The organism is Vibrio sp. UCD-FRSSP16_30, from assembly GCF_001676025.1.
Taxonomy (GTDB): Bacteria; Pseudomonadota; Gammaproteobacteria; order Enterobacterales; family Vibrionaceae; genus Vibrio.
The window spans coordinates 38928-57694 of record NZ_LZFW01000079.1 but is presented as its reverse complement, the minus strand read 5'-3'; the positions used below and the strand labels follow the sequence as shown (position 1 = coordinate 57694).

The window sequence follows — 18767 nt, the reverse complement described above, 5'->3', positions numbered from 1 at the left end:
ATTCATTAAGAATCTAACTCACCACAAAAACGGTAGCCTTCACCGTGAATTGTAGCAATAATTTCTGGCGTACCAGCAACTGACTCAAAATGCTTACGGATGCGACGAATAGTCACGTCTACCGTGCGGTCATGAGGTTTTAGTTCACGGCCTGTCATTTTCTTCAATAATTCTGCACGAGTTTGGATTTTTCCTGGGTTTTCACAGAAGTGAAGTAACGCACGAAACTCTGAACGCGGCAATTTGTAGCTTTCGTTGCTTGGGTTAACTAAAGAGCGGCTGTTTATATCTAAAACCCAACCGTTGAATGTGTATTTTTCAACGTTTTTGGTTTCTTCGCCTTCTTTGTTTACGCTCATTGAGCGAGACAAAAGGTTACGAGCACGAATAGTCAATTCACGAGGGTTGAATGGTTTTGTGATGTAATCATCAGCCCCAATCTCAAGCCCTAAAATTTTATCAACTTCATTGTCACGACCGGTTAAAAACATAAGAGCAACATTAGCTTGTTCTCTTAATTCTCTAGCCAAAAGTAGGCCGTTTTTACCAGGTAAATTAATATCCATTATGACCAAGTTAACTGGGTTTTCAGAGATAACTTGATGCATAGAAGTACCATCAGTTGCTTCGAATACACTGTATCCTTCGGCTTCAAAGATACTTTTAAGAGTACTACGAGTAACTTGTTCGTCTTCAACAATAAGAATGTTAGGGGTTTGCATTGGCTCTACCTAAACTATGTGTAATTGGTTGTAAATATATAAATTCTAGGCAAAAAATAACATCAAGGTAATCAATTTGTGCATATATAATACACCTTATGAGTACTTTATCTTAATGTCCCCCTCCTTGGAAATTCTCTAAGATACCTTCAAATCCTTCAGTAACTTTCATTCTTAGCCAAATTAATTGCGCATCATACCGACTTAACAGCTTGATAACAATCGAATATTGTTAATTTATTGCACTTGTTTGATTTTAATCAACAGTCAATTTTAACAAATATTGAGAAAAAAGCCAAAATTGTGTGATGAATGTCGAAGTTTTTTTATGAGAAGAAAATCTGGTGTCTTACCTACATATGCTGTCGTTGCAATAGTGTAAAGATTGTACGATTGATGAAGATTAGAAGCTAAATCCTAGTTTAACTTCAATGGCGCTTTGCCATTCTTCATAGTCTACAGTCGCCTTTAAGTTGAGATTGTCTGTAAGCATGTATTTCCCTGATAACTCCGCACCAATATAATCACTGATGGTGACAGCTTCTGAGTCTGGGGAGGCGTAGATGGCACTATTTAATGAAAGCTTATGGTTGAAATGATAATTAACACCACTGAGAAAACCTCGATTAATACTGCCTCGGTTTTCATTATGCTCAGAGCTGGATATTCGAGTTGCGACATACAGATCGATATTATCAAACACAGAGTAGGCATAACCGGTATCAACCCGCCACTCATCAAATTGCTCGCCAGAGCTTGGCGCGGCTGACATAAATAATCGGTGAGGGGATTGAGTCTCAGTTAAGTTAGCAGGAGAGCTTATAGTGGATGAATGTTCAGAGTCAGCAGAGTGCGTGTCGGTAGAGCTGAAGTCTGTAGAACTAAAGTTTGTCGAGCAAAAAGCTTGAGAGCTGAAAAGCACAAAAGTAATAGAGGCAATCATAGAAATGACATACTGATTATTTAAGCGCATCTTGCCTCCTCGAATCCTTGAGAGTTTCAAGTATGGTTGGAGAAAAGAGGAATTGCTATTGAGTTGCTTATAATTTATCCATATAAGCTTATCCAAGTAAGCAATGGTGGTGACTTTATGTGAGTGAGTTGTTCTGATAAATAAAGCTTTGATGTTTATACTTTGTTCGCACTTTTGTCGTAAAAAAGAAGAAATACGCATTTTTTGTTAATTTATCATTGACGAATTAGAGCAAAATAGGTAAATCTAGAAGTAGAAATATAAAGTTAAGTAGATGACATACCAATGAATACACGCAGCCCGATTACCACAATCATTATTACCAGTACTACGAGTATTGGGGCAGGCTGCTGAAAGAACACTTTTTAAAAAATAGGCCTGTATCCCACCAGATACAGGCCTTTTTTTTGCACTTTTTAGCTCAGGAGAATGGAATGCGAGTATTAAAATTTGGAGGATCGTCGTTAGCGGATGCGGATCGATTTTTGCGCGCGGCGAGTATTATTGCAAATAATGCTGATCAGGAAGAACTTGCGGTTGTGTTATCAGCACCAGGCAAAACAACCAACAAGTTAGTAGCCATTATTAACTCAGCTCTAGAAAAACAAGATGCAGAGCTGCAAGTTAAAGAATTACGAAAATCATTCTTTGAACTTGCTGAAGACATCAAACAGCAGTTACCCAATGTCCAGTTAGATGCTTTCTCTAACCAAGTCGATGAATCGCTTGGAAATCTAGCTGAGTTTATTCAAGGCATTCAGTTGTTAGGTATGTGCCCAAACAATGTTAATGCTCGCATTATCAGTAAAGGCGAGAAAATCTCTATTCAGTTAATGAAGGCGGTTCTTGAAGCTAAAGGGCAAGCGGCTGGTTTAATTGATCCTGTTCAATACTTGTATGCAAAAGGTGATTATTTAGAAGCAATGGTTGATGTTGAAATTTCAACGCAAAACTTTGTTCAATCACCACTACCCAAAGATGAAGTTCATCTAATGCCTGGTTTTACCGCTGGCAATAGTAAAGGTGAGCTAGTCACATTGGGTCGCAACGGCTCTGATTATTCAGCCGCTGTGTTGGCCGCATGTTTACGTGCCGACTGTTGTGAAATCTGGACTGATGTTGATGGCGTTTATAACTGTGACCCTCGTTTAGTTGAAGATGCGCGTTTATTGAAATCTCTTAGCTATCAAGAAGCAATGGAGCTTTCTTACTTTGGGGCGTCTGTATTGCATCCAAAAACCATTGCACCTATCGCTCAGTTCTCGATTCCTTGCTTGATTAAAAATAGCTTTAACCCGCAAGGACCAGGTACTTTAATTGGTTTAGATACTGGTGAAGACAACCTTGATATTAAGGGTATTACCACTCTTAATGAGCTAACAATGGTCAACGTATCAGGCCCTGGCATGAAAGGCATGGTAGGTATGGCAAGCCGTGTATTTGGCGCGATGTCTTCTGCTGGTATCTCTATTGTTTTGATCACTCAATCTTCTTCTGAATACAGCATTAGTTTCTGTATTGAAGCCGCTGATCGCTTGCGCGCACAGCTAGTACTTGAAGAAGCGTTTGAGTTAGAACTAAAAGACAGCTTATTAGAGCCTGTTGAGTTTATCGATGATGTGGCAATCCTAACGCTCGTCGGTGACAGAATGCGCACCTCTCATGGTGTTGCGTCTAAATTCTTTACTTCTTTGACTCAAGTAAACGTCAATATTGTTGCGATTGCTCAGGGTTCATCAGAGCGCGCAATATCAGCGGTTATCCCAGAAGATAAAATTGCTAAAGCAATCAAAGCTTGTCATGAAAACTTGTTTAACTCTAAACACTTCCTTGATCTATTTGTGGTAGGTATTGGTGGTGTCGGTGGTGAACTGGTGGATCAGGTTGCTAGACAACAGCAGAAGCTTGCTAAGAAAGGTATCGTGATTCGAGTATGCGCATTGGCAAATAGTCAGGGCATGCTTTTAGATGGCGAAGGTCTCGATCTTGAGCAATGGCGCGATCGCATGGGCGGCGCGAGTGAGCAGTTTAGCTTGCAATCATTGAGTGCTTTGGTTCAGCGTAATCACATTATCAACCCAGTGTTAGTGGACTGTACTTCAAGTGAAAATGTTGCAGGGCAATATGCGGACTTTTTGCAAGCGGGCTTCCATGTCGTGACACCTAACAAGAAAGCCAATACTGCTAGCATGTCTTATTACCATCAGTTACGTCAGGTTGCGCGTTCTTCTCGTCGTAAATTGATGTATGAAACAACCGTTGGCGCAGGATTACCGGTTATTGAAAACTTGCAGAACCTAATCAGTGCTGGTGATGAATTGGTTAAGTTTAACGGTATTTTGTCTGGCTCATTATCCTTTATTTTTGGCAAGCTAGATGAAGGTATGACTCTCAGCGAAGCGACAAAAGTCGCAATGGATAACGGCTTCACAGAGCCGGATCCTCGTGATGATCTATCCGGTATGGATGTGGCTCGTAAGCTGCTTATCTTAGCTCGTGAAACGGGCATGTCGATTGAACTAGAAGACGTTGTTGTCGATCAAGCATTGCCACCGGGCTTTGATGACTCAGGTTCAATTGCAGACTTCGTTGCTCGTCTTCCAGAAGCGGATGCGTACTTCTCAGAACAATTGGCTATTGCCGCAAAAGAAGGCAAAGTACTTCGTTATGTTGGTGAAATAAACGAAGGCAAATGCCGCGTGAGAATCGCCGCTGTTGATGATAATGATCCTCTATTTAAAATAAAAGATGGTGAAAACGCATTGGCATTTTATAGCCGTTACTATCAGCCAATCCCACTGGTTATGCGCGGTTATGGCGCAGGTACAGAGGTGACAGCTGCCGGTGTCTTCTCTGATGTAATGCGTACACTAGGTTGGAAGTTAGGAATCTAAACATGAAAGACAGTGTTTGCGTTTACGCCCCAGCATCAATTGGCAATGTCAGTGTTGGCTTTGATGTGTTGGGCGCTGCAGTTTCACCTATTGATGGCTCCTTACTCGGAGATAGAGTTTTAGTTGCAACGGGTGATTCTGAATTTTCGTTAAAAACCGCCGGTAGTTTTGTCACAAAGCTACCAAGTGATGCTAAACAAAATATTGTTTATCGTTGCTGGCAAGTGTTTGCAAGAGAGATGTCGGGCAAAAAATTGCCGATGCGCCATCTTGAGATGACACTGGAAAAAAACATGCCCATCGGTTCTGGGTTAGGCTCTAGTGCTTGCTCTATTGTGGCGGCATTAGATGCCTTAAATCAGTTTCATGATGACCCATTAATGCAAACTGAATTGTTAGCCTTAATGGGCGAGATGGAAGGCGAGATTTCAGGTGGTGTGCATTACGATAATGTCGCGCCTTGTTATCTTGGCGGTGTGCAATTGATGGTGGAAGAGCTAGGAATTATCAGTCAAGAAGTCCCTAGCTTTGATAGCTGGTATTGGGTTATGGCTTATCCGGGCATCACAGTTTCAACTGCGGCAGCTCGTGAGATATTACCTGCGCAATATCGCAGACAAGATATTATTGCTCACGGTCGACATCTTGCAGGCTTTATTCATGCTAGCTATTCTGGTCAGCCAGAGTTGGCGGCAAAAATGATTAAAGACGTTATCGCTGAACCATATAGACAGCGACTATTACCCGGTTTTTCAAAAGCTAGAGAGTTTGCATTAACCGCCGGAGCGCTGACTTCAGGAATTTCAGGCAGTGGTCCCACAATGTTTACTATCTGTGATAGTTTAGAGATTGCAGAGCGAGTAAAAACTTGGCTTGAAGCTAACTATGTACAAAATGACGAAGGATTCGTGCACATCTGCCAAATAGATCAGCAGGGTTCGAAGGAAACAGGAAGTAAATTATGAAGCTGTACAATATCAAAGAAAACGACGAAAAAGTCTCATTTGGACAGGCTGTTCGTCAGGGACTAGGACGTAATCAAGGGCTATTCTTCCCAACGGATATTCCTGAGCTAGAGAATGTTGATGCGTTGCTTGAAGAAGACTTTATTCCGCGAAGCAGCAAAATATTGTCAGCATTAATTGGCGATGAACTGTCAGAAGCTCAAGTTTCTGAGATGGTTAAATCTGCATTTCAATTTCCAGCACCGATCAAACAAGTTAAAGATGGCACTTACGCTTTAGAGCTATTTCATGGCCCAACACTAGCCTTTAAAGACTTTGGTGGCCGTTTTATGGCGCAGTCGCTGGCAACAGTATCTGAAGGTGGCAAGATCACTATCTTAACCGCGACATCAGGTGATACTGGCGCTGCGGTAGCACATGCGTTTTATGGTATGGAAAACATCAATGTTGTTATCTTGTATCCGAAGGGCAAAATCAGTCCTTTGCAAGAGAAGCTATTTTGTACCTTGGGTAAAAACATCCATACCGTTGCCATTGATGGTGACTTTGATGCTTGTCAGGCATTAGTTAAGCAAGCATTTGATGATGAACAGCTTCGTCAAGAAATTGGCTTAAACTCTGCAAACTCAATTAATATCAGCCGTTTAATGGCTCAAATCTGTTATTACTTTGAAGCAGCCGCTCAACTGAGCAAAGCACAGCGCGAAAACTTAGTGATTTCAGTGCCAAGTGGTAACTTTGGTAACTTAACTGCAGGTTTACTGGCTAAAGCTCTTGGATTACCGATTAAGCGCTTTATTGCCGCAACAAATGCAAACGATACTGTGCCTCGTTATTTAGAAACAGGTAAGTGGGATCCTAAGCCAACAATAGCCACAACGTCGAATGCGATGGATGTGAGTCAACCAAATAACTGGCCGCGTATTGAAGAGCTTTGCCAGCGTAAAGGTTGGGGCTTAGATACATTAGGTCGCGCTGCAGTTACTGATGAACAAAGTGCCGCAAGCGTTCAAGAACTCTATGGCCTTGGTTACTTATGTGAGCCACATGGTGCAATTGCTTATCGCTCTCTTCAAGAGCAACTAAAAGATGGCGAAACTGGATTGTTCTTATGTACGGCGCATCCAGCTAAGTTTAAAGAAGTTGTCGATGAAGTTTTAGGAACCGATATTGATTTACCTGGACCACTTGCTAAGCATGCGGTTATGGATTTGCTCTCTGAAGACTTAGCCAATGATTTTGAATTGTTAAAGGCAGTCTTGAGAAAAGTGCAGTAAGGATATTACGGCTACTGATGCAAAAACGACGCTTTGGCGTCGTTTTTATTATCTAAAAAGCAAAAAAAAGCTTGGTTTAAACCAAGCTTTTTTGTTTTTACTTAAGTTCTAAATTATATAATTTCTAAATTACATAGACTCAGTAAAAGTACGAGCGATAACGTCACGTTGTTGCTCTGGAGTTAGAGAGTTAAAACGAACAGCGTAACCAGATACACGGATTGTTAGCTGTGGGTATTTCTCTGGGTGAGCAACTGCGTCTTGAAGAGTTTCACGTTTTAGAACGTTCACATTCAGGTGCTGACCGCCTTCAATTTTTGGTGCTTTTTCGATAGCAATTTCACGGCTTTCGAAGTCACCTAGATCAGAAGCTGAGATCAATTGATCAGCCTCATAACCAGATGTTGCCACAACACAACGAGCTTCATTCTTTTCAGAATCTAGTAGCCAGATAGAGTTTAGAAGCTCATCGTTAGCTGCTTTTGTGATTTGAATACCTTTGATCATGATTTCTCCTCAGCCACATATGTGGGATTGATTTTCGGATATATTTAGAGCATTTTTGAGTTGCTCATTGCATGTCTGCCATTCTAATATTGATTTAGGTCAAAAAACAACTAAAAACCGTATTTTTTTTGGGGTATTTATTATGATTACGATCAAGTTATAGTTAATTCATAGGCTTACACGAAGTTTATTAACAACCTTAGTTAATTTGTTGGTTAATGTGTGGTTTTTTAACAACATTTGTAAGAAAATTATTGCTATTCAATTTGAGCATAATAGAAATTTAAGCCTGAATTTTTAAAAAATAAAGAGAATTTCAATGTCAAAAAGTAAGTTTATAGGAGCGCATGTTTCTGCCGCTGGTGGCGTGGAAAATGCGCCAATTAGAGCCAAGGAAATTGGTGCAAATGCTTTTGCTTTATTTACTAAGAATCAGCGTCAATGGGCGGCAAAACCATTAACTCAAAAAAGTATCGATTCCTTTAAGAAAAACTGTACAGCATTAGGTTTTTCATCAGAGCAAATATTACCGCATGATTCTTACCTGATTAATCTAGGCGCTCCAGAAGAAGAGAAGCTAGAAAAGTCACGAGCTGCGTTTATCGATGAAATGGAGCGCTGTGAGCTACTAGGGCTGACCTTACTTAATTTTCACCCTGGTAGTCATTTAAAGAAAATTTCCGAGACTGAGTGCTTAGCACGCATTGCTGAGTCCATTAATTTAGCGCATCAAGCCGTACCTAATGTTATTGCGGTAATTGAGAATACGGCAGGGCAAGGAACAAACCTAGGTTGGCGTTTTGAGCATTTAGCGGAAATTATTCATCAAGTTGACGATAAAAGCCGTGTTGGAGTGTGCCTTGATACCTGCCACACTTTTGTTGCCGGTTATGATTTGAGAACTTTTGAAGCCTGTGAAAACACTTTTGCGGAGTTTGAACGTGTGGTTGGCATGCACTATTTGCGAGCAATGCACATTAATGATTCAAAAATTGCATTAGGCGGTAAGGTTGATAGACACCATTCTTTAGGTGCGGGTGAGATAGGCTGGGATTGCTTTAAATATATTTCTCAAGATTGTCGCTTTGACGGTATTCCGTTGATCCTTGAAACCATTGAGCCTGAGCTATGGAAAGATGAAATCCAAGCACTGCGAGCATTTGCAATATAAGTTTGATCTCAAATAATTTGCTTTATTGGCACGTTTCTTTCATTACTTACTGTGATTTACCTCACAAAGTATTATGGAGTGTGCCATGTTCAAATTTGTTTCTGTTTTTCCACAAGCTCGACCTTGTCAGCCTACCCATGGATATCACCGCACCCCTCAACGAACGACTAAGAAGAAGTAATATCTAATTTGCTTACATTATGCCAATATTTTGCTATTCAATTGAGAGTAGCAGGGTAGGTTAGTGTGAGTTGGCAAGATTTTATTGAAGCGGAACGTTCTCAAGATTATTTCCGTTCTTTGCAGGCGTTTGTTGACGCAGAGCGATTGTCAGGGAAGACAATTTATCCCGATCCAGAACATGTCTTTTCGGCATTTACTCAAACACCAATAGAAACCGTTAAAGTCGTTATTTTAGGTCAAGACCCTTATCATGGTCCTAATCAAGCACATGGTTTAAGTTTTTCAGTATTACCCGGAAATAAAATCCCTCCTTCATTACGCAATATCTATAAAGAACTCACTCAAGACATTACCGGCTTTGCTGTACCAGAACATGGCTATTTACAAGCTTGGGCAGAGCAAGGTGTATTGTTGCTCAATACCGTATTAACCGTAGAGCAAGGTCAGGCACATTCTCATGCTAAAAGTGGATGGGAGATTTTTACCCAAAGAGCGATTGAGTATCTGACAAGCCAACAGCAAAATATTGTATTCATGCTTTGGGGCGCGCATGCGCAAAAGAAAGGAGCATGTATCAATCCTGTCCATCATTGTATCTTAACATCACCGCATCCTTCCCCTTTATCGGCAAGGCGTGGTTTCTTTGGCTGTCAGCACTTTTCAAAGGCTAATGTTTATCTAAAGCAACATGGAAAAAGCCCTATAAATTGGCAGGTTCCTAGTGCCAATCTGACGCTTTTTTAAGCTAGAACAAAACATAACCTGTAAAATTGCATAAACTTAAAGCTGTTATTGGTATTAAAGGATTAGATCATGATGATTGAAAGAATCCAGCGAGAGCATGCTTATATGATTCGTTTGCTGGGGATTTTAAAAGCAAAGTTAGTGCAAGTTCAGGCTGAGGAGCCGGTTAACTATACTTTATTGAAAGAGATTGTTGATTATCTTTGTGTGCACTCAGAAAGAACGCATCATCCAAAAGAAGATCTTATTTATCAGTATTTTGTTAGTAAGTATGGTGAGCAAAGTGATGTGAGTGACTTAGCCGCTGAGCATGTGGCACTCTCAAAAACAACTCATGAATTTTTAGATATTGTTGATATGATCTTACAAGATGCCGTTGTGCCAACGGATGTGTTTGCTGAGCAACTTGAAAGCTTCATCCATAATCAAAAGCAGCATCTATACCTTGAAGAGCATAAGATCTTGCCTTTGATCAACCAAACGCTAACAACATCAGATTGGCAATACCTAGAAAGCCAATGGGGTGCTCAGGAAGAGGATCCTGTATTTGGTGAGACGATTGCCGATAAATACAAGCAATTGGCTGAAAGAGTAAAACAAATCGATAAAGAGCTTATCTAGTATTGCGAACAAAATAAAAGGATGGGTATTAACCCATCCTTTGCCCGTAAGTCTGGTGAATCTGAGATCTTTAGGGCTACAGTTTAATATCCTCTAATTGATAATCACTGCATACATCCAAATCCATCAACTCCTTTTGAAGTTTTTGACGATCTTTTATTGCTTCAATTTCACGCCATTTGCGCTTTACAGGTTTAGAACGAGTTCTGCGAGTCGTACGTTCTTCCGTTTCAAAGATATTTTCAAGTTGCATGCCATCCATAAGCTACCCCTTTTAACTGTAATTAAGTACTTTCAGTTTTACCTAGCAGAGCTAATTTCATTTTTGCTGTGCGAGTAAACCTACCGTTATTATTAACATGAACTGCCTAATAGTATCTTTGAAGTGTTTCTCAAATATGAATCTAAAGTAACAAAATTGTGTCTCTAACTGTTTTTAATATACTGAATAGCAACATGAATGTTTAAATGTTGCGCACAAAAGGGTGCAATTTGATTTTCTTCGATTATATCGGCATTATTCGACCGCAAAATTAAATTTCAAAAATGGTACGAGCGAGGCAAGTCACTTTTGATTGCGTTCAGATCTAATGATTAAAACTGAATCATAACCATTTTATTACTCTTAACTGAGTCTATTTAAGTTCGAGGTTGACGTGACTGACATTATCAATTTAATGAATGATCTTCTGTGGGGATCGATTCTAGTTTATCTACTTGTTGGGGGTGGTATTTACTTTACCATTCGTCTTGGCTTCATTCAGTTTAGACATTTTGGACACATGTTCAGTGTTCTAAAAAATAGCCGCAAAGCCGATAAAGCGGGTATCTCTTCTTTCCAGGCACTTTGTACTAGTCTCGCAGCTCGAGTTGGTACTGGTAATATGGCAGGTGTTGCTGTTGCACTAACTGTCGGTGGCCCAGGCGCAATTTTTTGGATGTGGCTAATTGCCATGTTGGGTATGGCAACATCATTTGCTGAAAGCTCCCTTGCACAGCTATACAAAACAAAAGACAGCGATGGTAACTATCGTGGTGGTCCGGCCTACTACATGGAGAAAGGACTGGGCATGCGTTGGATGGGGGTATTGTTCTCTATCTTCCTAATTATTGCCTTTGGGTTAGTGTTTAACGCCGTTCAAGCTAACTCTATCGTTAGTGCAGTTATTCATGCCTTCGAATTGCCACAGCAAACCATATCTATTGGTGAGCTGGTTGTTGATAAAAACAAATTGATTGGTGGCGTCATTATTGCTGCTCTTTCTTCATTTGTTATTTTTGGCGGTATTCGTAAGATTGCTCGCACAGCAGAACTGATTGTTCCTGTTATGGCACTCGCTTATTTAGCTCTTGCTCTGTTTGTGATGTTCTCTAACCTTGATAAAGTCCCTGATGTTCTTGTTCTTATCTTTAAAAGTGCATTTGGTCTTCAAGAAGCGGCTGCTGGTGGTGTGGGCTATGCCATTGCACAAGCAATGATTAATGGTATCAAACGCGGTCTATTTTCGAATGAAGCGGGTATGGGTTCTGCACCTAATGCGGCTGCATCAGCGACACCGTATCCTCCGCACCCAGCCTCACAAGGCTATGTGCAAATGCTAGGTGTGTTTACCGATACTATCGTTATCTGTTCTGCCACTGTGGCGATTATCTTAGTATCAGGTGAGTTTGTACCAGGTGGAGAAATCACTGGTATTGAGCTTACTCAGCGCGCATTAACGGCTGAAGTTGGTGAGTGGGGTGGCATCTTTGTTGCTGTCGCGATCTTCTTCTTTGCTTTTACCTCGATTATTGCTAATTACTCGTACGCTGAAACAAACCTTATTTTCCTTGAGCACAATAACAAGGCAGGTTTGAACATCTTCCGCGTTATCGTATTAGGCATGGTCCTGTTTGGGTCGCTATCAACCTTACCGGTTGTTTGGGCTATGGCTGATGTTTCAATGGGCTTAATGGCCATCGTGAATATGGTTTCTATTTTACTGCTCTCGGGCATCGTGGTTAAGCTTGCTAAAGATTATAATCAGCAATTAAAAGCAGGTAAGGTACCGACCTTTAATGCTAAAGATTACCCAGAACTTCATTCTCAACTTGAAGAAGGTATTTGGGATGACCACGAAGAGCTAAAAGCACAAGTGGAAAGAAATAAATAATCGACATTGCCGATTAACACAATAGTGAAAGCCGTACTGACTTAGTGCGGCTTTTTTTATACCCTAGTGATATAGGATATAAAGCCAAGTTAAGGATACTGGTATGCTGATTTTAGTCTCTCCTGCAAAAACGTTAGATTTTGAGTCGCCTTTAGCGACAAAACGTTACACCCAACCGGAATTTATCGCCGATTCAGCTAAGTTGGTTAAGGTATGCAAAAAGCTTACGCCAGCGGATATCTCTGGCTTGATGAAAGTAAGTGATAAAATTGCAGGGCTGAATGTGGCTCGTTTTCAAGAATGGAGTACAACATTTACGCTTGAAAATTCGCGCCAGGCTATTCTTGCATTTAAAGGTGATGTTTATACTGGGCTTGAAGCGGATACTTTCTCTGAAGAGGACTTTGACTACGCGCAAAGCCACTTTCGTATGTTGTCTGGTCTATATGGGCTTTTGAAACCTTTAGATCTGATGCAACCTTATCGTTTGGAAATGGGCACAAAACTGGCCACTGATAAGGGTAGCAATCTCTATCATTTTTGGGGGGATAAGATCACCGATAAAGTGAATGAAGATCTGCTGGCACAAGAAGATGATGTACTGATCAACCTTGCCTCAACCGAATACTTTAAATCAGTGAAACCAAAGAACATACAAGGACGAGTTTTCACTCCTGTGTTTAAAGATCTTAAAAATGGTCAATACAAAGTCATTAGCTTCTTTGCGAAAAAGGCGAGGGGTATGATGGCGAAATATATCATCCAAAACCAAATCGATAGTATTGAAGCGTTAAAACAATTTGATATGGCGGGTTATCACTTTAGTGATACTGACTCGACCGCTCGTGAGTTAGTCTTTAAGCGTGATCAACAATAGTTTGAATTAAGCCATTTAAATAAATTGGAGGGAACCCTATGAAGTTCGAGACAGATAGGCTTCTTTTAAGACCATGGAAACCCTCTGATTTTAATGCTTTTGTGCAGATGAATAGCAATCCGCAGGTGATGCGATTTTTCCCTAGCACACTCAGTCCTATCCAGAGTATCGAGTTGGTGAGACGTTTATCCGATGAACTAGAGCGTTATCATTGGGGGATGTGGGCATTAGAGTTAAAGTCGACTCAGCAGTTTATAGGCATGGTCGGTTTACAGCGTCGCTCAGCAGGAGATGGTATTTTGCCTATTCCCTTTGTTGAAATAGCATGGCGTATTGATCAGCCTTTTTGGGGGCAGGGTTACGCTCCAGAGGCGGCGCGTATTATTCTTAATTATGCCTTTGACCACTTAGGTCTCCAGTCGGTTTATAGCCTCACTGCTTTATGTAATCTCCCTTCTCAGCGTGTCATGCAAAAAATTGGCATGCACAATACCTTAGCTGATTTTCAGCACCCAAAACTTGAGACTCACTCCAAATTGAGCTGGCATTGCCTTTATAAAATTACCGCTCCCCACTAACTGCTACGCTTAGAGGATATTTACTGTTTATAGGAATTTAATATGGAAGCTAGAGTTAGCATCATCACGCTAGGGGTTGCCAACCTTGAACGCTCTTATCTATTTTATTCCGCATTAGGTTTTCCTTCGTCTTATACCAAAGAGCAAGATATTGTATTTTTTAAAACCTCCGGTGTTTGTGTGGCGCTTTATCCCCTAGAAAAGTTAGCCCAAGAACTTGCTCTTGAGATCCCTGATGGAGCATCTCTGTTTCCTATGATGACCTTGGCCCACAATACCAAAGAGCAGCATCAGGTAGACGAGATATTACAACAGGCAGTACAAGAGGGCGGAGTATTGGTAAAGCCCGCGCAGAGAGTCTTTTGGGGCGGGTATAGCGGTTATTTCAAAGACCCTGACGGCCATCATTGGGAGATTGCTCATGCTGACAGTTGGCAGTTTAATGAAGATGGCAGTCTGATTATTGAGTAGCTTGTTAAACCACTCGTAGTCAATCTCTGATCATTTCATTACTGTGGTTGGTATTAAAGGCAAGTTTATAAAGTAGATGTCAAAAAAATCCCCAGCTCAAAGAGCTAGGGATTGAATGTTATTTTTTCTTTTTCTTCGCTTTACTAGCGGTTTTAGCCGCGGGTTTCTTTTTCTTCTTATTCGTCGCCGGTTTTTTATGTTTAGGACGAAGATCTTTGATGAAACGCTCTTTTATCGCTTCTTTTGTGTATCGCTCTACACGCTCAATCATAGATTGGTCATGGGCTTCAACAATAGAAACTGCATTACCTTTTTTGCCCGCTCTAGCTGTACGACCAATACGGTGTAGGTAAACATCAGCAGTACGAGGTAAGTCATAGTTAATCACATGACTTACATCCGGAAGGTCAATACCACGCGCGGCAACATCCGTTGCTAGCAATACGTTGACATCACCGTCACGAAAACGACTAATCGCATTGTTACGACGATCTTGAGGCATCTCACCTTGAATCCAGCTACACGGGATTTGAGCGCTGTCTAGCTGTTGGCGAAGCTCTGCAAGACGTTCACGAGTTTTTAAGAAGATGATACTTCTTTCTGCTTGCTCGGTAATAATGTGTTTTAACAGCTGAAGCTTATGTTCTGCGCTGTCAGCACGGTGATACCATTGTTGAATCTTTTTGCGCTCTTTTAGTGATGGCTGAGCATCAATAACAGCGGGTTCTTTTAATAGGTCAGCAGTAAAGCCTTCAACGCCTCTTCCTTCTAATGTTGCAGAGAATAGAAGAGTCTGTTTACGCCAGCGACACTCATTTGATAGACGGTCAACAACAGGGGCAAAGCCCATATCCAACATGCGGTCGGCTTCATCTAGGATTAGCCATTCGATTGCACGGCAATCAAAACGCTCAGCATTGATGTATTCCATCAAGCGTCCAGGTGTTGCCACAACAATATCTTGGGTTGTAGAGAGAATATCAGCGTGATCTTGATACATCACACCACCAGTAATGGTGAAGATATTAAAATTGGTATGTTTTGCCAGTTCACGTGCTTGCTCGGTGATCTGCATTGCCAACTCACGAGTTGGAGTTAGGATCAATACTCGAGCTGGCCCACCATTACGGCGCGGAAAATCTAAAAGATATTGCAGTGCTGGAAGTACAAAAGAGGCTGTCTTACCTGTTCCTGTTGGCGCAGAAGCAAGAATATCTTTGCCATCTAAAGCTTGAGGAATTGCTTCACTTTGTACTTTTGTTGGTCTTTCAAAGCCGATTTCTTCAATGGCTTTAATAAGGGATTGGTCTAGTTCTAACTCAGCAAAAGTTCTTAACACTGCAGTGCTCCGCAAAGGGGTGGACGAGAAAAGGATCTATTATAGTTTAATGGTGATGCTGGTCACACTCTTATTTACATCTTTAGGTAAAAACTCTGTGTTAGAGCAATAAATTGCGCACTGTAGCTGCCTTGTTGATGGATGATCAGCTCACTTTGCTCTGTTTTTACCGTTTCACTACCTTTAAGTTGTAGTTCAAATAAGTATCGAGAGTGACTTTTTGTTTCGGTTGTTCTGATTTTACAAAGCCGAGTTAAGTGCCATTGGCTTTGTATGGCATGCGCAATAAGTTGATCGGCTTCGAGCGTAGGCAAGATAAAGCTTGCTCGCCCATTGGCGTTTAATAATGTTGCACAGCTATTTAAAAGGTCATGGTGAGACAGGGTATCGGTATGTCTAGCGGTGGCCCTTGCTTGTAATGCCGCTTGCTCGCCAGAGTTAAAGTAGGGTGGGTTGCAAATGATCGTATCAAAGCTTTGATTGTTTGCTAGAGCGTAATCAATCACATCACCATGATGTAAAGTGAGTCGCTCTGCCCATGCACTGGCAGAGAAATTAGTATGCGCCGCTTCAATCGCACTATCGTGAATATCAATACCTGTAATGTTGGCTGTTGGGTTTCTCTGAGCGCACATCAATGCAAGTAAGCCAGTTCCTGTGCCAATATCGAGTATATTTTTACTGGTCGATAGCGCACTCCAAGCGCCAAGTAATACACCATCGGTACTAACCGGCATGCCGGTATTTCCCCCATAGATAGAGAAGTGTTTAAACTGAAAGCTCTTGGTTTTGCTGTGCATCGTATTCACTATCTTTAGGTTATTGGGAGTAATATAGGGGTAGCGGTAGGCTTTTGAGCTAAAAAGAGGTTCTTTGGAGAACCTCTTTCATTTGATGTTTCAATCGCCAACTTTGAATCGGGTATTTACAGTGACGTTGCGTATTCCGTGAGAATTTGTTCGCACCAAGAGGCAATGCGCTCTTCACTTAATTCATATTGCACATTGTCATCAAGAGCAAGGCCGACGAACTTTGAACCATCTTCGGTTAGCGCTTTTGAAGCCTGAAACTCATAACCGTCAACAGGCCAATAACCAACAAAGTTAGGATTGCTTGGCTGAAGCTGCTGATGAAGTAAGCCCATCGCATCCTGAAACCATTCGCCATATCCTTCTTGATCCCCTAAGCCGAACAATGCGACGTGCTTGTCGGTTAGACGAATGCCATCGATGTCTTGCCATAATGCTCCCCAGTCCTCTTGAAGTTCACCAAAATCCCAAGTAGAAATGCCTAAAATTAAGAAATCATAGTTGTTCATTACCGAAAGAGGTGTGTCTTTAACATTGTGCAATTCGACAATATCACTTCCAATAATCTCTTGAATTTTTTCCGCTGCCATTTCGGTATAGCAGGTGGTGGAGCCGAAAAATAGTCCAATCTTCATATTTTTAATTACAGCTAATAGTCATACTTTTAATTCTACCTTTATTTTTAATAAGTTTCAGTCTTTGCCTCTAGCAATCACAGTTATGCTTGTATACTTTAGGTAATTGCATTAGTCGCTATGGATTTTAAGTTGTTAAATCAAAATCTTATTGAACAATTTTTAGACGCTATCTGGATGGAAAAAGGTTTATCAGAAAATACCTTAGCTTCCTATAGGCTAGATTTGAGCAAGTTGTCACAATGGCTTGAGCTGAATAATTCAGATCTAACCTCAGTCAGCCCTGATCAACTATTGGAGTATCAAATTTGGTTGGCCGATAAAAATTTTGCTCAATCGAGCCGAGCAAGAATGCTGTCGGCAATGCGTCGATTATTTCAATACCTGTATCGAGAGAAAATTCGAGTCGATGACCCTAGCACGTTGCTCATTCGCCCTAAGTTACCTAAACGTTTACCCAAAGATATCAGCGAACAACAAGTAGAGAGTTTACTGGATGCGCCGAATACTGAAGATCCGATAGAGCTGCGTGACAAAGCGATGCTTGAACTTTTGTACGCAACGGGTTTGCGTGTTTCTGAGTTAGTTGGGTTAACAATGGAGAATATGAGCCTTCGTCAGGGAGTGGTTCGTGTTGTCGGTAAAGGGGGAAAAGAGCGTTTAGTGCCAATGGGGGAGAATGCCATTGACTGGATTGAACGTTTTTTGACTCATGGACGGTCAATATTAATGGGTGAGCACTCTTCGGATGTTGTTTTTCCGAGTAAGCGCTCAAGACAGATGACTCGTCAAACATTTTGGCATCGCATCAAGTATTATGCACAGATAGCGGGAATTGATAGTGATACGTTGTCTCCCCATGTTATGCGACACGCATTTGCGACCCATTTATTGAACTACGGTGCGGATTTACGTGTCGTACAAATGTTATTGGGACATAGTGACTTATCGACTACCCAAATTTATACTCATGTTGCCACCGAAAGATTGAAACAAATCCATCAGCAGCATCACCCAAGAGCGTGATCTTAATTCCTAAGAATCACTCTTAGCATTTTTATTTAGTAGGAAATTGTATGAATAGTTTACGTCAAGTTGTTAGCTTACTTATCTGCTCATTGATTGCATTTAGTGTTAGCGCGGCAAAGTTTGATGAAGCCAAAATTAAAGAACGATTTGCCAAAATAGGCGTATCGGTAATGCAAGTTGAAGCTCTTGAATTTGATGGACTGGTCGAAGTGACCACCAATCAAGGTACTTTTTATGCAACGCCAAAGGGAGATTACTTTATCCCTGGCAAGCTGTACTCATTAGACGACAGCGGTAATTTTAAAGATGTAACAGCGCTGCGTAACGGCCCTAAAATTGCTAACTTGCTGAACAATGTTAGCGATGAAATGATCGTGTACAAAGCAGAAAACGAGAAGCACGTAGTGACGGTATTTACGGATACCTCATGTGGTTACTGTTTGAAACTGCATCGTCAAATGGAGCAATACAATAAGCTTGGTATTACAGTGCGTTATTTAGCTTTCCCTCGCTCTGGTCCACAAAGCAAAGTAGGCCATGAAATGGCGAATATTTGGTGTAGTGAAGATCCTGCAACGGTTATGAGTGATGTTAAAATTCGTGGCAAAAATGCCCTTGCGCCGAATAGCGACATTAAAAAATGTCAGGCGATGATTACCGAGCAATATCAATTAGGTAAAGCGGTTGGCGTATCAGGAACACCGGCGGTATTTTCTGAAAAAGGCATTAATGTTGGTGGTTACTTATCACCTAAAGATTTACTAGCACGCCTTGAATCTCAAAACTAATTAACCACTTCGAAGCGCTGTATTTTATACA

At 41.1% G+C, this 18767-nt stretch carries 19 protein-coding genes and 1 other annotated feature; of the genes, 12 read left to right on the top strand and 7 right to left on the bottom strand.

The features are described 5' to 3' along the window. Positions 1-5: 5 nt before the first annotated feature. Both arcA and A9260_RS15415 read right to left on the bottom strand, forming a co-directional pair. Entirely contained in the window at positions 6-722 is a 717-nt protein-coding gene (gene arcA / locus A9260_RS15420) for a two-component system response regulator ArcA (protein WP_068700523.1), read from the bottom strand. 403 nt (positions 723-1125) lie between these two features. Next, positions 1126-1695: an outer membrane beta-barrel protein gene (locus A9260_RS15415; protein ID WP_231892623.1), complete on the bottom strand. Its 570-nt coding sequence runs from the start codon at positions 1693-1695 to the stop codon at positions 1126-1128. A gap of 292 nt (positions 1696-1987) precedes the next feature. Next, positions 1988-2104: a sequence feature (Thr leader region), on the top strand. Positions 2105-2129: 25 nt separating this feature from the next. On the opposite strand from A9260_RS15415, the gene thrA reads away from it, so the two are divergent. The 3 genes from thrA to thrC are packed head-to-tail and all read left to right on the top strand — an operon-like array spanning position 2130 to position 6831. Next, positions 2130-4589 carry a bifunctional aspartate kinase/homoserine dehydrogenase I gene (gene thrA, locus A9260_RS15410; protein WP_068700521.1) on the top strand — a complete coding sequence of 820 codons (2460 nt, stop codon included), beginning with the start codon at positions 2130-2132 and terminating at the stop codon, positions 4587-4589. A gap of 2 nt (positions 4590-4591) precedes the next feature. Further along, on the top strand, positions 4592-5554 hold the full coding sequence (gene thrB, locus A9260_RS15405) for a homoserine kinase (RefSeq protein ID WP_068700519.1): 963 nt from the start codon (positions 4592-4594) through the stop codon (positions 5552-5554). Further along, positions 5551-6831 carry a threonine synthase gene (thrC, locus tag A9260_RS15400; RefSeq protein ID WP_068700516.1) on the top strand — a complete coding sequence of 427 codons (1281 nt, stop codon included), beginning with the start codon at positions 5551-5553 and terminating at the stop codon, positions 6829-6831. Before thrB ends, thrC begins: the two co-directional genes overlap by 4 nt. Positions 6832-6960: 129 nt before the next feature. Here thrC and grcA read toward each other — a convergent pair whose 3' ends face one another. Continuing rightward, the gene (grcA, locus tag A9260_RS15395; protein ID WP_068700514.1) at positions 6961-7338 is read right to left on the bottom strand and encodes an autonomous glycyl radical cofactor GrcA; all 378 of its coding nucleotides are present in this window, start codon (positions 7336-7338) and stop codon (positions 6961-6963) included. 319 nt (positions 7339-7657) lie between these two features. On the opposite strand from grcA, the gene nfo reads away from it, so the two are divergent. From nfo to A9260_RS15380, 3 genes are all read left to right on the top strand, one after another. Then, positions 7658-8509: a deoxyribonuclease IV gene (gene nfo / locus A9260_RS15390; protein WP_068700511.1), complete on the top strand. Its 852-nt coding sequence runs from the start codon at positions 7658-7660 to the stop codon at positions 8507-8509. 246 nt (positions 8510-8755) lie between these two features. After that, positions 8756-9436 carry a uracil-DNA glycosylase gene (gene ung / locus A9260_RS15385; RefSeq protein ID WP_068700509.1) on the top strand — a complete coding sequence of 227 codons (681 nt, stop codon included), beginning with the start codon at positions 8756-8758 and terminating at the stop codon, positions 9434-9436. A gap of 69 nt (positions 9437-9505) precedes the next feature. Continuing rightward, the gene (locus A9260_RS15380) at positions 9506-10057 is read left to right on the top strand and encodes a hemerythrin domain-containing protein (RefSeq protein WP_068700507.1); all 552 of its coding nucleotides are present in this window, start codon (positions 9506-9508) and stop codon (positions 10055-10057) included. Positions 10058-10133: 76 nt separating this feature from the next. On the opposite strand, the gene A9260_RS15375 is transcribed toward A9260_RS15380, so the two are convergent. Continuing rightward, on the bottom strand, positions 10134-10319 hold the full coding sequence (locus A9260_RS15375) for a DUF3545 family protein (protein WP_068700505.1): 186 nt from the start codon (positions 10317-10319) through the stop codon (positions 10134-10136). A gap of 394 nt (positions 10320-10713) precedes the next feature. Here A9260_RS15375 and A9260_RS15370 point away from each other — a divergent pair, with 394 nt between their 5' ends. The 4 genes from A9260_RS15370 to A9260_RS15355 all read left to right on the top strand — a co-directional run bounded on the left by A9260_RS15370 (position 10714) and on the right by A9260_RS15355 (position 14136). Next, a complete protein-coding gene (locus tag A9260_RS15370) occupies positions 10714-12210 on the top strand; it encodes an alanine/glycine:cation symporter family protein (RefSeq protein ID WP_156684074.1) in 1497 nt (498 codons plus the stop codon). Between the two features lie 103 nt (positions 12211-12313). Beyond that, positions 12314-13087 carry a peroxide stress protein YaaA gene (yaaA, locus tag A9260_RS15365; protein WP_068700503.1) on the top strand — a complete coding sequence of 258 codons (774 nt, stop codon included), beginning with the start codon at positions 12314-12316 and terminating at the stop codon, positions 13085-13087. Positions 13088-13125: 38 nt separating this feature from the next. Further along, entirely contained in the window at positions 13126-13665 is a 540-nt protein-coding gene (locus A9260_RS15360; RefSeq protein ID WP_068700501.1) for a GNAT family N-acetyltransferase, read from the top strand. A 42-nt stretch (positions 13666-13707) separates the two neighbouring features. Next, positions 13708-14136 carry a VOC family protein gene (locus A9260_RS15355; protein WP_068700499.1) on the top strand — a complete coding sequence of 143 codons (429 nt, stop codon included), beginning with the start codon at positions 13708-13710 and terminating at the stop codon, positions 14134-14136. Between the two features lie 118 nt (positions 14137-14254). On the opposite strand, the gene srmB is transcribed toward A9260_RS15355, so the two are convergent. From srmB to fldB, 3 genes are all read right to left on the bottom strand, one after another. Then, positions 14255-15475, bottom strand: coding sequence for an ATP-dependent RNA helicase SrmB (srmB, locus tag A9260_RS15350; RefSeq protein ID WP_068700497.1), 1221 nt, complete (start codon positions 15473-15475; stop codon positions 14255-14257). A 74-nt stretch (positions 15476-15549) separates the two neighbouring features. After that, a complete protein-coding gene (locus A9260_RS15345; protein WP_068700495.1) occupies positions 15550-16275 on the bottom strand; it encodes a tRNA1(Val) (adenine(37)-N6)-methyltransferase in 726 nt (241 codons plus the stop codon). A 125-nt stretch (positions 16276-16400) separates the two neighbouring features. Beyond that, entirely contained in the window at positions 16401-16919 is a 519-nt protein-coding gene (gene fldB, locus A9260_RS15340; RefSeq protein ID WP_068700494.1) for a flavodoxin FldB, read from the bottom strand. Positions 16920-17039: 120 nt separating this feature from the next. Between fldB and xerD the strand changes: the two genes are divergently transcribed. Together xerD and A9260_RS15330 are read left to right on the top strand one after the other, a co-directional pair. Beyond that, complete coding sequence (xerD, locus tag A9260_RS15335; protein ID WP_068700492.1) at positions 17040-17945, top strand: site-specific tyrosine recombinase XerD; 906 nt, start codon at positions 17040-17042, stop codon at positions 17943-17945. A gap of 50 nt (positions 17946-17995) precedes the next feature. Further along, positions 17996-18736, top strand: coding sequence for a thioredoxin fold domain-containing protein (locus A9260_RS15330; RefSeq protein ID WP_068700490.1), 741 nt, complete (start codon positions 17996-17998; stop codon positions 18734-18736). Positions 18737-18767 lie beyond the last annotated feature (31 nt).